Here is a 13,184-nt window from a genome sequence, read left to right as displayed (position 1 = left end):
CACGAGGCGGATAGACTTCGGAGGCCGAACGGGAGAACCGACTCGGTGGTTTTCGACGAACGGGTGGTGGCGATGGCGATTGCCGAAGTGGACGCAGAACTCGCCGTGCTGTTCAACGAGGCAGGCGGCGAGTCCGCCCCTGCCTACGAACGGGTCAAGAACCTCGTGGTCTCGCAGATCAACTCGGGTCGGTGGACCGAAGGCGATCAGCTGCCTTCGGAGAATCAACTGGTCAGTGCGCTGGGGTTGTCACGAATGACGATCAATCGAGCGCTTCGCGAACTCACCAGCGACGGTCTGATCGTGCGGATGATGGGGGTCGGTACTTTTGTCGCCGCCACGAAGACCGCGTCCCCGCTGTTCGAAGTCAAGAACATCGCCGACGAGATTCAGCGCCGCGGCCACCGTCATCGAACCGAGGTCGTCTTCGTTCGTGAGGAAGAAACCGACCACGGGCAGACGTTCCTTCGTGAATCGGTGGGCAAACGGGTGTTCCATTCGCTGATGGTGCACTTCGAGGACGAAACTCCGATTCAGGTGGAAGACCGATTCGTGAATCCGAACGAGGCGCCCGACTATCTGCGCCAGGACTTCACCGCGATCACCCCCAACAACTACTTGAGTGACGTTGCGCCTCTGGTTCGCGGCGAGCATGTCGTGGAAGCGGTGTTGGGTAGCCCGGACGAATGCGAGCTGTTACGCATCGATCGCGGGGAACCGTGCCTGCTGATTCGCCGCCGCACCTGGTCGGCTAACGGATTGGTCAGCGCGGCGCGCTTGATCCATCCGGGTTCACGCAATCGCTTGGAAGGAACCTTCGAGCGCTGATCGTTTCGAATGGCGAATCCTGAACACTCGCTCGTCCGATTGCACCATTTTCGGGGCCGACTTCGGTGCAATCGACCAGGACGTGACTGCGAGCACACTGAGATCATGGGTGGACGGTTATTGCTTCCGCAACCTCACTTCCCGACGAGTGAGACCTGAGCGGATCCCAGCAACGCCGTCTACGCCGCTCGCTTCCATGATCGAAGGAGTTCGACCTGTGACCGACTTGCCCAAGGACCTACTTGTCGCCCCGAAGTGGCAGGAACGCCTCGACGAACTGGCAGCCAAGCATTCGGTACCGGGCGCGCAGGTCGGTGTGATCGCGCTGGGCGAAGACGGCGCGGCGGACATCCGTGTCATCACCACCGGAGTGACGAGCCTGAACACGCGCGTCGACGTCGACGCAGACACCCTGTTCCAGTACGGATCCGCGAGCAAGATCTGGACGACGACGCTGATCATGCAGCTCGTCGACGAGGGCAAGCTGACGCTGGACACCCTGGTGGTGGAGGTGCTTCCGGAGTTCACGATCGCGGATCCTTCCAACACGAAGGAAATCACGATCCGCCAGTTGCTCACGCACACAAGCGGTATCGACGGAGACCTGTTCAACGACACCGGTGACGGTGACGACTGCGTCGAGAAGTACGTCGACGAACTCGCGACCGCGATCAGCGTCACCGAGCCCGGCGGGCATCTGAGTTACAGCAACGCGGGTTTTGCCGTTGCCGGCCGCATCGTCGAGGTCCTTCGTGAGATGACGTGGGACGAGGCGTTGGTCGAATATCTCTGGAAGCCACTCGGATTGACGCACATCATCACCAAGGCCAAGGACGCGCCGCTGTTCCGCACGGCCGTCGGCCACGTGGCCAACCCGGATCGGACGTCGCCGGACAAGGTGATTCCGACCAAGCAGTGGCTGCTTCCGCGCGGTATCGGTCCGGCCGGGATCATCACCGGATCGGTCAGCTCGCTCCTGACCTTCGGTGCTGCACACATGCGTGACGGACTCGCATTGACGGGTGAACGCATTCTGTCCGAAGAATCCGCGCGCCTGATGCGCACTCCGCAATTCGACCTGACCGCGGTCTCGAGCGTCGATCAGGCCTGGGGTCTCGGCTGGATCCTGTCCGACTGGGGTGGCGTGACGTCCGCGCAGCACGGTGGTGCGACGATCGGCCAGATCACTCGTTTTCACACCTTCCCCGAGCTCGGTCTCGCCATGGCCGTGGTGACCAACTCGCGTGGCGGCGGCGCCCTGGCCCACGACATCGAGAAGGAGATCGCCCAGGAGCTCGATCTCGTTCTGCCGGAGCCGAAGTCCGAGCCGAATGCGGAAGACATCGACCTGTCGCACATTCTCGGAACCTATGAATCGACAACCGTGCGAATCGAACTCACGCGTGGCGAGGACGGCGGATTCCAGGTGCAGAACTTCGCCAAGGTCGAGATCGACGGCGAGCCGCCGGCTCCGCCCACCAAGGTCGTACCTCTGTCCGCCTCCAGGTTCTCGATCAGTAACGAGAGCGCTTCGGGTGAGATGGCTCATCTCACGATCGATGGCGAGCAATATCTGTACATGACAAGGCTTTTCAAGAAGATTTCCGACTAGTCGCGGCGATTCTCTCCGCTGAATGAAATCTCGGGCAGGTCGAAGGCGATGAGGGCCCTCGACCTGCCCGCACTACTTTTCGAGGAAAACTCATGATGAAACCTCTCGCTCCTTTTCCGGACGTGAATCACCCCGCGGCACTCGATGCTTACGGCCTTGCGCCGGTCATCGACGGTCACAACGATCTGGCCTGGACGGCTCGCGAAACTGCCGCATACTCGGTGGAGAATCTCGAGAAGGATTCCATCTTCCAAACCGACATCGACAAACTCGGTCGCGGCGGCGTCGGTGCGCAGTTCTGGTCGGTCTACACCCCGTGTGACCGGACGGAGCCAGAGGCGGTTCAGTACACACTCGAACAGATCGACTACGTGTACCGGATGATCGAGCGATATCCGGATACTTTCGAATTCGCGCGTACAGGTGACGACGTGCGTCGCATCTGGAGCGAGGGCAAGGTCGCGTCCTTGTTGGGCGCGGAGGGCGGTCACAGCATCGGCAGCTCGCTCGGTGTCCTGAGAATGATGGCGCGCCTTGGTCTTCGGTACATGACGCTGACGCACAACGACAACACCGGGTGGGCGGACTCCGCGACGGACACTCGAGTACACGGCGGGCTGACCGACTTCGGTCGCGAGATCGTGCGCGAAATGAATCGGCTCGGCGTACTCGTCGACCTGTCGCACGTCTCGGTGGAAACGATGAGAGATGCCATCGAGACGTCGTCGGCGCCGGTGATTTTCAGCCATTCGTCGTGCTCTCAGCTATGCGGTCACCCCCGTAATGTTCCCGACGACGTCATGCGACTGCTCGCGGACAACGGCGGGGTCATCATGATCGCCTTTGTACCCATGTTCCTTTCTGCCGAGTACAACGAGTGGTTCAAAGGCGGGCGAGTCGGCCCACGACCGGCGATGACAGTGGACCATCTCGCCGACCACGTCGAGCATGCCCGAGACGTCGCGGGCATCGACCACATCGGTTTGGGCAGTGACTACGATGGGTTCGACGACTTTCCGGACGGTATGCAGGACGTATCCGGTTTCGCGGTGTTGATAGACCGTCTGGCGGAACGCGGTTGGTCCGCGGAGGACTTGGCAAAGCTGATGGGCAACAACATGTTGCGTGTGCTCGACGAGACCAGTGCGGCCTCGATGTCGAGCCTTTCCTAGCCGTATCGACGCCCGAGAAGATGAGGATGAGAATGAAGAAGATTCGTACCGTTGCACTGAAGCTGGTTGCTTCGGTGTCCGTAGTTCTGGTTGTGCTGGTATCGATAGCGCTCGTATTCAATGTCGGCTCCAGCAAAGCGAGCGTTCCGGCTGGGGAGACGGGCAACCAGTTCGTGTCCGTCGACGGAAAGAACATGAGCTACTCGATCCGCGGCAACGGCGATCAGACCATAGTGCTGTTACCCGGGTTCGGAACGTCCGCACCGATTCTCGACTTCACACCGCTTGTCAATGAGCTCGCACCCGACTACCGCGTCGTCACGATCGAGCCCTTCGGTTACGGCTACAGTGATGGAACGGACAAGGACCGCACGACTGCGAACATCGTCGAAGAGATTCATACGGCAGTACAGTCGCTGGGAATTGACGAATACATCCTCATGGGGCACTCGATCACTGGTCTCTATGCGCTGGACTACACCGCGAAGTACCGTGACGAGGTCACCGCATTCGTGGGTATCGACAGCAGTGTTCCAGGGCAGCCGAACATGGATACCAAATTCCCGATCGACGCACTCCGAGTTGGAAGGCAATTGGGCTTGGCGGAATTGCTGTCCAAGGTCGTCGGTGGTGAAGCCTCGGACGAGTACCTCGATCCCGCCGCAAAGGACGAGATGCGACAGTTGACTGCGAAGAACAACTTCAGCGATACCTATCTCAACGAGATGGATCATCTTTCGAGTAACTTTGCTGAAGCAATCGGCAAGACGTTCCCAGCCGATCTTCCGATTCTGTTGTTCGCCGTGAACAATTCAGAAGTTCAGGGCTGGACAGAGCTGCACGAGGGGCAGGCAGCCTCCGTCGATCACGGAGAAGTGATCTTGCTGGACGGAGACCACTACCTGCACCACACCAGGTCGAAGGAAATCGCCGAGAACCTCGGAAGGTTCTTGGGTGAGCTGAACTGAATCCGGGAGGACGTTAAAGTTGGAGGCGGGGCCATCGAGTCGAGATGGTCCCGCTTCTTTCTTCTCCACTGATCGTTCGGAGGCATTGTGGCGCAGACCTGGTCACGCGAAGAACTGGTGAGCGAGCTGGACTCGGCGTATTCGAAACTCGAAGCGTTACTCGACGGCGTCGCCGAGGCCGATGCGTTCGACGCCGTTGCCGTCGATGCGTGGACGGTGCACGACGTACTCGCTGTGCGTGTCTGGTGGGCAGAGGCCGTCGCAGAGTGGATAGGTGCCGGGCTGCGAGACGAGGCTCCGCAGACGCCGGCGGCGGGTTACAAGTGGACGCAAACACCCGCACTGAACCAGTCGGTTGTCGACGCGAGCATCGACATTCCGGCTCAGGAGCTTCGTGACCGCTTGGGAGCCGCTGTTGCGATGTTGCGCAACTACATCGAGACCCTTGACGACGATCAACTGCTGTCGGTCGGGGTTTTCTCGTGGACCCGGACGTGGCCGGTCTCGAGGTGGATCGCCGTCAACACGATCACCCAATACGCGTCGTTGTCGAAAATGATTAGGCGAGTGCTGAAGTCGAACAATCAGCCCTGAAGTCGATGCATCCGCCATACGTCCGGTCCGTCGGGGAGCGAGGTCTGGCCGACGATCGTGAAACCGAACCGTTGGTACAGCGGTAGATTTCGTTCGGTCGACGTATCGAGCCAGCAATTCTGTTCGGTTCGATCCAGTTCCGCCAAAGCATGTTTCAGTAGCGCAGAACCCAATCCGGTTCCGCGTGAGCGCGGCGTCGTACCGATCGTTGCCAACGACCACGCGTTGTCGGGGACGGGAAGCGCAGACAGTTGTTCGTCAGCCTGAAGAACGCGCTCGAACCGATCTCCGTGCAGTTCGACGATCTTCTCGACGGTCGCTTCATCAGGCTCTGGAGCGTCCGGCGGCAGGACTGCGATGACGCCGTTGCCGGAATCGTCTATGTAGGAACGCCCGAACGGTAGTGCCAGGTGTTCGAGGTAGATCCGTTGCAGAGTCGCGACGCGTTCCACGTGGGAGTCTTCGGCGACGCACCAGTTCGTCCAGGGATAGTCGGCAAACGCCTCGCCGAGAACCTCGGCGGCACGGTCGAGGTCGTCGATGGACAGCGGTCGAACAGAATTCTGCATAGTGCCACTTCAGCACAGTGAGGTCTTCCGTCGCCACTCGATTTCGGCGGTGTAGCAGGTGCGCGGGCCGTGGTCACGTACTTGTGAGTTCATTCAAGAAAGTTGGACGAGGCTGTCGATCCTGCGTTGACTGGTAGTGATCGGGCAATCGCCGAGCTGTCAACTCCGGGCACGTGAGATCCGGGTATGGCGATTCTCCGCGAAAGGAACAGATATGAACAGGCTCGAAAGCAAGAGTGTAGTGATCACAGGCGCCGCCAGTGGAATCGGGCGTGCAGCAGCACAACTCATGGCGGCAGAGGGCGCCAAGGTGTTGGTCGCCGACCTCGATCCTGCGCGTGCAGAGGAAGCGGCGGTGGCGATTCGCGAGACCGGTGGCAATGCACTGGGTTTCGGCGTCGATGTCATGAACGAGGACTCTCTGGCAGCGATGATCGAAAAGGCGGTCGCCGAATTCGGCGGCATCAACGTCCTGTGTAATCACGTGGGCGGTAGTAACCCGCGCAAGGATCTCGACCTGCTCCGGATGGACTTGGACGAGTGGGATCGCGTGATGTCGCTCAACGTCCGCAGCACTGTCGTCGCTTCACGACTTGCCATTCCGCACATGAACAGTGCCGGTGGAGGATCGATCGTCAACACGGCCTCGGTAGGTGGATTGATCGGGGATTCCCTGCAGTCTGCCTACGGATCCGCCAAAGCGGCAGTCATTCGTCTGACGCAGTACATCGCAGTCCAGTACGGAGCAAACGGTGTTCGGTGCAATGCCGTAGCGCCGGGCGCGATCATGACACCCGCTCTCGTGGACAACATCCCCGCTGATGTCATCGACGGCATGAAGCAGGCAAACGCCCTGCCTTACCTCGGCGAACCCGAAGACATCGCGCATGCCATGGTCTACTTGGCTTCGGACGAATCTCGCTACATTACGGGGCAGACCCTGGTGGTCGACGGCGGACTCACCAGCAAGAGTCCGCTCGCGACCGGCCGTTCGTCGATGTTGAGCTGAATCAGCTCCGCCAACCGCTGGGGCCGGCGCCCAGAACCTCGATGGATCCCTGACTGGCGTGTGAATGCTTGGTGCGGTGCGTCATTCGCCACTTTCCGTCGATCCGCGCCCATGAGTCGTGGTAGTCGCCGAGGGTGAAGAAGTTCAGGTGAGCCTTGCTCCCGGTGCCCACATGCATGTCGCTGACATAGGAGCGGCTGGTGGCGAGATCGCCGACCACCTCGACCAGCACGTTACCGATCAGATGTTGGGTGGGACCGCACTCGTCGAGGAACGAGCGGATGGACGCCACTACCTCGGCGGGTCCGCGCAGAGTTCCGGTGCCCAATTCTGCCGTAGCGTCCGGCGTCATGATCCGGTGGAGTTCATCCCACGCTCGCGCATCCATGGCTCGGGCGAACTCGAAGATGGAGCGGGTGATCTCGCGTTCGTCGAGAAGAGTGGTGATGTCGATGCTCATGCTGTGCGCCTTTCTTAACGTCGGGGGGTTAATAAAGGCGCACAGCAGATGTCAGCGGTTGAGCAGCTTGCGCATCGCTTCGGCAGCACCCTTGACCATCTTGTCTCGGGGGAAGCCACTGCGCTTCTTGGCGCCTTCGTAGTTTCCTGCAGCCACCCAGATCGGGCCGTCGGCAAGGTGTTCGAGACCTTCACGTGCAACATCTTCGGGCTCTGCGACGTTCATGCCCGGGATGTCGAAGTTCAGTCCCGCGCGAATCATAGCGGGTGTGCGAGTGACACCGAGAATGAACTCGACGACGTGAACGCCGTACGGCTGGAGTTCGAGCCACAGGCTTTCGGCGAAGATGCGCCCGAATGCCTTGGACGCCGCGTAGATGCTCTGGTGCTCGGAGCCCATGAATCCGGCCAGCGAACCGAGCAGCATGATGCCGCCGCGTCCGCGATCCTTCATCAATCCGCCGAAGTGGTGCGAGAGTTCGAGCTGCTTGTTGATGTTCAGCTCGATGACTCCGGCAAATCCCGTCAGATCACCGGTCACGAACTCGTGGCCGTAGCTGTTGGCGCCGGCGTTGAAGATGAGCAGGCCGACCTCGACGTCGTCGGTGACCGCCTTGATCTGATCGAGTGCGTCCGGAACGAGCAGATCCAATGCGAGAGTGCGTACTTCGACGCCGTTGGCGCGTGCCTTGGCTGCGGTCTCCTCGAGCGGGCCCGGCTTGCGGGCGATGAGAACGAGGTTGATGCCGATCTTGCTGAGCTCGTCGGCGAACCCTGCGCCGACACCTTCTGAACCGCCGGCGATGACTGCCCACGGGCCGTAGTACTGAGGATCGATCATTACTACCTTCTTCGAAAGATGTTGGCTTGACTAGTGAAACGGAGTCGGTACGGGTTCGCTGTCGTCGACGATCGGCTGAGGCACCGGCTCGTCGTTGAGGATCTCGAGTTCGCCCGCTGTTGCAGCGTTCACGATGGACGCGATCAAGGCGCCGCACTGCTTGCGAGGGGCACCGGGTCGTCCCTCTCGCTGCCCGAATTCACGGTCGTCGGCGATTTCGAGGCACTGGGCGCGGGCCTGGTCACTCCACTGAACGGTGGTGTGTTCCCAACTGTTCTTCTGGACCAGGACCTGAGCCTTGCACTCAGCGCACTGAAGAGGCTGCATCTTCGTCTGCCCTCTTTGCAGCGAGGTTGTCTTCGACTTCCTTCTGCCAGGCTGCGACGGGTCGCGCGGTGTCGAGTTCGAATTCGAAGCGCTCGGTCATCTCGGGAGCGATGTCCGCGACATCGACGTAGAACTGTTCGTACCAGCGACGGAGCTGGTAGACCGGGCCGTCTTCTTCGCACAGGAGCGGGTTCTCGATGCGAGTCTTGTTCTTCCAGATCTCGACGTCCTGCTCGAAGCCCTTGGCGATGAACGTGCCGAAGTTCGCGGCCATCGCGTCGGCGGCTTCACCCTGGAAGCGATCCGACTTCTTGACGATGATGCCGTACTGGAGCACGAACTTGTCCGCACTGACCGGGTAGTGGCAGTTGATGAGCACAGAGTCGACGTTGTAGTCCTCGTACTCGTAGGTCAGGTCGTCGACCATGAAGGAGGGGCCGAAGTACGTCGCAACCGAGTTGCTGCCGACCATCTTCGGGGTGCCAGCTGCGTGGGGACGCATGTCCGAGCGAGCGACGCCGCGCATGTACTGCGTTGCGGCGTGGCCTTCGAAGACGTTCTTGAAGTACGTCGGGAAGGAGTAGTGCACGTAGAAGAAGTGCGCCATGTCGACGATGTTGTCGACGATTTCGCGGCAGTTGGTGTCGACGGTCGTGGTGTACCAGACCCAGTCGCTCCACTCGTCGCTGAGCGCGCCTTCGATGCGGGGGATAGCCACGTCGTCGGTCGGCGGGTTGCCCTCGGGGTCATGCCAGACGAAGAGCATGCCGTCCTGGTCGAGGGTCTGCCAGGCGCGCGTCTTGGCCAGCGGGGGGACGCGGCGTGCGTACGGAATCTTCTGGCACTTGCCGTTGCCGCCCCAGCGCCAATCGTGGAACGGACAGGCAATGGCGTCGCCCTTGATGGTGCCCTGGCTCAAGTCGCCACCCATGTGACGGCAGTACGCGTCGAGGATCTTGACGTTGCCTTCACTGTCGGCGAAGACGACCAGTTTGGTGCCGAACGCCTCGATGGAGTGCGGCTGGCCGTCCTTGAAGGACTCCGTGAGTCCAATGCAGTGCCATCCACGCGCAAAGCGTGTAGGCGCGGTTCCAGCTTGGATCTCGCGAACCTCGTCGTTGTCGGACTGAGTGATCGTCACGATGAGTCCCGTCCTTTCCAGGGGCAGTGTCGACGCCCGACGCTAGGGGAGCGTGAATTGCCTCTGGGGTCTCGTCTCACTGGCCGGGACCAGCGGCGAGCGCGAGGATCCGGCGGCTGATCCCGGCCTCCGGGACTTCCGATCACCGGAACGCGTGACCGACATATCGTGACGGGGCAGCCGTTATGTCTATCTGCCGATCCGCTCCCTCACGGTTCGGTGCGAGGAGTGTCTCCCATGGTCAACAAGGTTCTGAGTTCAGTCCGTGATCTGCTTCCGAAGATCGCGGCCCGCGCTCAGAAGGTCGACGATTCGCGCAAGATCTCCGAACGGACCATCCGGGAGCTGTCCGAAGCCGGCGTCTTCTCCATGCTGGCGCCGAAAAGATACGGAGGTGCCGAAAGCGACCCGGTTCAGTTCTACGAAGTGGTCCGGGCCATCTCGGCTGCCTGCGGCTCGACCGGTTGGGTCGCGTCGGTGGTGGGGGTGCACCCGTGGCATCTTGCACTTTTCGACGACCGAGCGCAGGCCGACGTGTGGGGAGAGGATCAGACGACGCTCATTTCGTCCGCCTATGCGCCGGTCGGTCGACTGACGGCGGTGGACGGAGGCTACGAGCTATCGGGCCAGTGGGGTTTCTCCTCCGGTTGCGACCACGCGAGTTGGGCGTTGCTGGGAGCGATGGTGGTCGGCATGGATGGTCGTCCCGTCGATTTCATGACGGTGTTGGTGCCGCGCACCGATTACGAAATCCGTGACGTGTGGGATGTCGTGGGTATGCGGGGCACCGCGAGCAACGAGATCGTGGTCGACAAGGCCTTCGTTCCCGAGCACCGATTGAAGCGCAACTACGAGACCGCACAACTGCGTGGTCCTGGCCAAGCGGTCAATCCTGGCCCGCTGTACAAACTTCCGTTTGGGAGCATCTTCACCTCGACGGTTGCCGCTCCGTGTGTGGGCATCGTCGCCGGTTGTTACGAGGGGTACCTGGACGTGATGCGTGAGCGCGTCCGTCTGAGTTTGGGTGGTGGACGGTTCAGTGAGGATCAGTTCGCTCAGGTCGCCGTCGCACGTGCGTCGTCGGAGATCGATGCTGCGATTCTGCAGATGGATCGCAATATCCGGGAGATGTACGAACTTGCTGTGGCCGGTCAGGAGCTCCCACTCTCGATGAGGCTGCGTGCGCGTCGTGATCAGGTTCGTGCGACGGAACGCTCGGTGGAAGCGATCGACATGCTTTTCAAGACGGCAGGCGGAAACTCCCTCTCTCGCGGAAACCCGATCGAGCGTGCGTGGCGTGACGTTCATGCGGGCAGCGTTCACGTTGCCAACGAACCCGAGCGCGCGTTGGCGCTCTACGGCCGGGCGGCGTTCGGACTGCCGGTGGAGGACAACCTGATCTGACGGGTTGGCGCGTCACCGGGTGGGGTATTTGCCTTTGGATGAGGGAAGTACCGGCTCTGACCATCGGCTCGATCGTCGACATGGCGGGTGTCGCGCGCGCGAAGGTGATGCCGGCCGGCCGAACCGGTGTCTTCGAGAAAGCCGGTGCGGGAGTCTCACCGAGCTGGAACGTCTTCTGTAGCGACGATCGGATTGCCTTCACCGATTCCTTTTCCGTCGTGGGTGATCTCCGGTTGCGTATCGACCGCTCCGACCTCCGTGATCTCGGAGGGGGCGTGTCGTGGGCGCCGGCGACGTTGCACGAGCAAGACGGTGCGACGGCTGCCGTGTGTACTCGGTCCGCACTCACTGCCGTCGTGGCGCGGCTTGCCGCCGACGGACTGGAAGCTCGGGTGGGTCACGAGATCGAGTTCACTCTTTTCGGTGATGCGTGCAACGGAGCGTGGTCGGCGTACGGGTTAGGTGCAGTCCTGCGCCGCGAGGACTTCCTCAAGGACCTTCTGCGCAATGCCGAACGCGCACAACTTCATATCGAGCAAGTTCATGCAGAGTACGGACCGGAACAATTCGAGATCTCCATCGCTCCGGCAACTCCTGTTCAGGCTGCCGACCTGGTGATACTGGCCCGGATCTTGATCAGCCGCACTGCCAGAGCCCATGGATTGGCGGCCTCGTTTTCACCGATACCTACGGTCGGAGGTGCAGGGAACGGTGCACACCAGCACTTTTCGTTGAACTCAGGTGGGCGGCCCGTCTTCTCCGGTGGCGGGCAGGAGTACGGGATGACCGACAAAGGATCATCAGCTTTGGGTGGAATCCTCTCTCACCTCACGGAATTCACGGCCGTCTTTGCGTCCTCACCGCTCTCCGGGGTCAGGCTGCGACCGGACAATTGGTCGGGGGCCTACGTCTGTTGGGGGCTCGAGAACCGGGAAGCGGCACTGAGGTTCTGCGCCGAGTCACCGTCGAATCCACACGGCGCCAACGCCGAAGTGAAAATCGTCGATCCATCGGCCAACCCGTATCTGGCGACCGCTGCGATACTTGGCCTTTCGCATATCGGTATCGGCAATGCCTCGCCATTGCCGCCGGAAATTGTGGTGAACCCGTCGACTCTCACGGAGGCGGAACGTGATGAGCGCGGGGTGACCCGAGTCCCCACCGATCTGCGCGAGATAGTGCAGAAGTTCAACTCCTCCTCGGTGGCGAAGGAAATCTTCGGGGAGTCGATCATCGAAGCGATGGTGTCGGTGAAGGGAGTTGAGCGCGAGACTTTCTCCCAGATGGACGAGGCGACAACCGTCGAGCGGCTTCGATATACCTGGAGCTGAAAGGGTTGACGCGCAAGATGTCGAGTCCTATGTTTAAGCTATTCCTTAATTAAGGAGTTGCTTATATGGACGAGCGAAGTGGCCGACTCGATGCAGTGTTCAGCGCATTGGCCGACCCGACGAGGCGTGAAATGCTCTCTCGCCTCACTGATGGTTCGATGACCGTCGGTGAGTTGGCCGAGCCGTTCGAAATGAGTCGACCCGCCATCTCTCAGCATCTGAAGGTGCTCGAGCGAGCCGGTCTCATCGAACGAACCGCCACCGCGCAATGGCGCACGTGCACCCTTCGCACAGAGGGTCTCGACGACGCCAGCGCCTGGGTCGACGAACACCGGCGAGGCTGGAACGAACGCTTCGACCTCCTCGACGAGCGTCTACGTGAGCTGAAGCAACGTCGACCGAAGAAGGAGAAGGACAATGATTGACCGGAATGCCGATGCCACTGCAGAATTCACCATCACCCGGATCTTCGACGCGCCGCGCGACCTTGTCTGGCAAGCATGGACCGACCCCGACGAGGCGGCGCGGTGGTGGCATCCGAAGGGTGTCAGCAGTCCTCGGGAGTACGTCACGATCGACCCCCGGGTTGGCGGAACGTACCGCTACCTGATGATCAACGACGAGAACGGAGCCGAGTACCCCACCGGCGGAACCTATCTCGAGGTCGACGAGCCGAAGAGGCTGGTCTTCACCTGGGGAAATCCGAGTGATCCGGTGGATGCCGCACCTCGGATAACGGTCACGCTCGCAGAACGGGGTGACAAAACCGAGATGACCTTCCACCTGGTAGGAATTCCGGGATTCAAGGGTGACGGGAATGTGTACGACGGATGGGAATCCGCTTTCGACGTGTTGGACGAAGTTCGCGCCGGCGACTAGTCGGGAATCGGACACCGCGACAGCGGTGCCGGTGATTGAATGGGGCTGAT

General features: G+C 61.0%; 15 protein-coding genes. 10 read left to right on the top strand and 5 right to left on the bottom strand.

Features of this window, described 5'->3' with window-relative positions; genetic code table 11:
- The first annotated feature begins 72 nt into the window (after positions 1-72).
- The 5 genes from hutC to QRN54_RS12785 all read left to right on the top strand — a co-directional run bounded on the left by hutC (position 73) and on the right by QRN54_RS12785 (position 5,174).
- Positions 73-828 (top strand): histidine utilization transcriptional repressor HutC, encoded by a 756-nt coding sequence (gene hutC, locus QRN54_RS12805; RefSeq protein WP_024487384.1) that lies wholly within the window; start codon positions 73-75, stop codon positions 826-828.
- A 217-nt stretch (positions 829-1,045) separates the two neighbouring features.
- Complete coding sequence (locus tag QRN54_RS12800) at positions 1,046-2,440, top strand: serine hydrolase domain-containing protein (RefSeq protein ID WP_230587599.1); 1,395 nt, start codon at positions 1,046-1,048, stop codon at positions 2,438-2,440.
- Positions 2,441-2,532: 92 nt separating this feature from the next.
- Complete coding sequence (locus QRN54_RS12795) at positions 2,533-3,612, top strand: dipeptidase (protein WP_080961193.1); 1,080 nt, start codon at positions 2,533-2,535, stop codon at positions 3,610-3,612.
- A gap of 32 nt (positions 3,613-3,644) precedes the next feature.
- Positions 3,645-4,580, top strand: a complete 936-nt coding sequence (locus tag QRN54_RS12790) for an alpha/beta fold hydrolase (protein ID WP_007732711.1) — start codon at positions 3,645-3,647, stop codon at positions 4,578-4,580.
- 87 nt (positions 4,581-4,667) lie between these two features.
- Positions 4,668-5,174, top strand: coding sequence for a ClbS/DfsB family four-helix bundle protein (locus QRN54_RS12785; RefSeq protein WP_064443723.1), 507 nt, complete (start codon positions 4,668-4,670; stop codon positions 5,172-5,174).
- Here the strand turns inward: QRN54_RS12785 and QRN54_RS12780 are convergent.
- Entirely contained in the window at positions 5,165-5,743 is a 579-nt protein-coding gene (locus QRN54_RS12780; RefSeq protein WP_030536976.1) for a GNAT family N-acetyltransferase, read from the bottom strand. The two genes, QRN54_RS12785 and QRN54_RS12780, sit on opposite strands and share 10 nt — an antisense overlap.
- A 214-nt stretch (positions 5,744-5,957) precedes the next feature.
- On the opposite strand from QRN54_RS12780, the gene QRN54_RS12775 reads away from it, so the two are divergent.
- Positions 5,958-6,752 carry an SDR family NAD(P)-dependent oxidoreductase gene (locus QRN54_RS12775; RefSeq protein ID WP_285182103.1) on the top strand — a complete coding sequence of 265 codons (795 nt, stop codon included), beginning with the start codon at positions 5,958-5,960 and terminating at the stop codon, positions 6,750-6,752.
- Between the two features lies 1 nt (position 6,753).
- On the opposite strand, the gene QRN54_RS12770 is transcribed toward QRN54_RS12775, so the two are convergent.
- The 4 genes from QRN54_RS12770 to QRN54_RS12755 are packed head-to-tail and all read right to left on the bottom strand — an operon-like array spanning position 6,754 to position 9,520.
- Entirely contained in the window at positions 6,754-7,212 is a 459-nt protein-coding gene (locus QRN54_RS12770) for a nuclear transport factor 2 family protein (protein WP_054187461.1), read from the bottom strand.
- 51 nt (positions 7,213-7,263) lie between these two features.
- A complete protein-coding gene (locus tag QRN54_RS12765; protein ID WP_020909164.1) occupies positions 7,264-8,052 on the bottom strand; it encodes an SDR family NAD(P)-dependent oxidoreductase in 789 nt (262 codons plus the stop codon).
- A 30-nt stretch (positions 8,053-8,082) separates the two neighbouring features.
- Positions 8,083-8,379, bottom strand: a complete 297-nt coding sequence (locus tag QRN54_RS12760) for a hypothetical protein (RefSeq protein ID WP_003940353.1) — start codon at positions 8,377-8,379, stop codon at positions 8,083-8,085.
- On the bottom strand, positions 8,357-9,520 hold the full coding sequence (locus tag QRN54_RS12755) for a 3-ketosteroid-9-alpha-monooxygenase, oxygenase component (RefSeq protein WP_058037661.1): 1,164 nt from the start codon (positions 9,518-9,520) through the stop codon (positions 8,357-8,359). The genes QRN54_RS12760 and QRN54_RS12755 overlap by 23 nt, the downstream gene beginning before the upstream one ends.
- A gap of 237 nt (positions 9,521-9,757) precedes the next feature.
- On the opposite strand from QRN54_RS12755, the gene hsaA reads away from it, so the two are divergent.
- From hsaA to QRN54_RS12735, 4 genes are all read left to right on the top strand, one after another.
- Positions 9,758-10,924, top strand: coding sequence for a 3-hydroxy-9,10-secoandrosta-1,3,5(10)-triene-9,17-dione monooxygenase oxygenase subunit (hsaA, locus tag QRN54_RS12750; protein ID WP_042448427.1), 1,167 nt, complete (start codon positions 9,758-9,760; stop codon positions 10,922-10,924).
- 38 nt (positions 10,925-10,962) lie between these two features.
- Entirely contained in the window at positions 10,963-12,255 is a 1,293-nt protein-coding gene (locus QRN54_RS12745; RefSeq protein WP_285182102.1) for a type I glutamate--ammonia ligase, read from the top strand.
- A gap of 65 nt (positions 12,256-12,320) precedes the next feature.
- The gene (locus tag QRN54_RS12740; RefSeq protein WP_285182101.1) at positions 12,321-12,680 is read left to right on the top strand and encodes an ArsR/SmtB family transcription factor; all 360 of its coding nucleotides are present in this window, start codon (positions 12,321-12,323) and stop codon (positions 12,678-12,680) included.
- Entirely contained in the window at positions 12,673-13,134 is a 462-nt protein-coding gene (locus tag QRN54_RS12735) for an SRPBCC family protein (RefSeq protein ID WP_285182100.1), read from the top strand. Before QRN54_RS12740 ends, QRN54_RS12735 begins: the two co-directional genes overlap by 8 nt.
- Positions 13,135-13,184 lie beyond the last annotated feature (50 nt).

The organism is Rhodococcus sp. MEB032, from assembly GCF_030208925.1.
GTDB classification, from domain to species: Bacteria; Actinomycetota; Actinomycetes; order Mycobacteriales; family Mycobacteriaceae; genus Rhodococcus_F; species Rhodococcus_F qingshengii.
Note: the sequence above shows the minus strand (reverse complement) of the source record. Positions and strands in the feature narration are given on the sequence as shown.

Coding starts and splice junctions, on each gene's coding strand:
- QRN54_RS12745 (WP_285182102.1), top strand. CDS start 10,963: ATGAGGGAAGTACCGGCTCTGACCATCGGCTCGATCGTCGACATGGCG.
- QRN54_RS12740 (WP_285182101.1), top strand. CDS start 12,321: ATGGACGAGCGAAGTGGCCGACTCGATGCAGTGTTCAGCGCATTGGCC.
- QRN54_RS12735 (WP_285182100.1), top strand. CDS start 12,673: ATGATTGACCGGAATGCCGATGCCACTGCAGAATTCACCATCACCCGG.
- QRN54_RS12765 (WP_020909164.1), bottom strand. CDS start 8,052: ATGATCGATCCTCAGTACTACGGCCCGTGGGCAGTCATCGCCGGCGGT.
- QRN54_RS12775 (WP_285182103.1), top strand. CDS start 5,958: ATGAACAGGCTCGAAAGCAAGAGTGTAGTGATCACAGGCGCCGCCAGT.
- hutC (WP_024487384.1), top strand. CDS start 73: ATGGCGATTGCCGAAGTGGACGCAGAACTCGCCGTGCTGTTCAACGAG.
- QRN54_RS12770 (WP_054187461.1), bottom strand. CDS start 7,212: ATGAGCATCGACATCACCACTCTTCTCGACGAACGCGAGATCACCCGC.
- QRN54_RS12760 (WP_003940353.1), bottom strand. CDS start 8,379: ATGCAGCCTCTTCAGTGCGCTGAGTGCAAGGCTCAGGTCCTGGTCCAG.
- QRN54_RS12780 (WP_030536976.1), bottom strand. CDS start 5,743: ATGCAGAATTCTGTTCGACCGCTGTCCATCGACGACCTCGACCGTGCC.
- hsaA (WP_042448427.1), top strand. CDS start 9,758: ATGGTCAACAAGGTTCTGAGTTCAGTCCGTGATCTGCTTCCGAAGATC.
- QRN54_RS12795 (WP_080961193.1), top strand. CDS start 2,533: ATGATGAAACCTCTCGCTCCTTTTCCGGACGTGAATCACCCCGCGGCA.
- QRN54_RS12790 (WP_007732711.1), top strand. CDS start 3,645: ATGAAGAAGATTCGTACCGTTGCACTGAAGCTGGTTGCTTCGGTGTCC.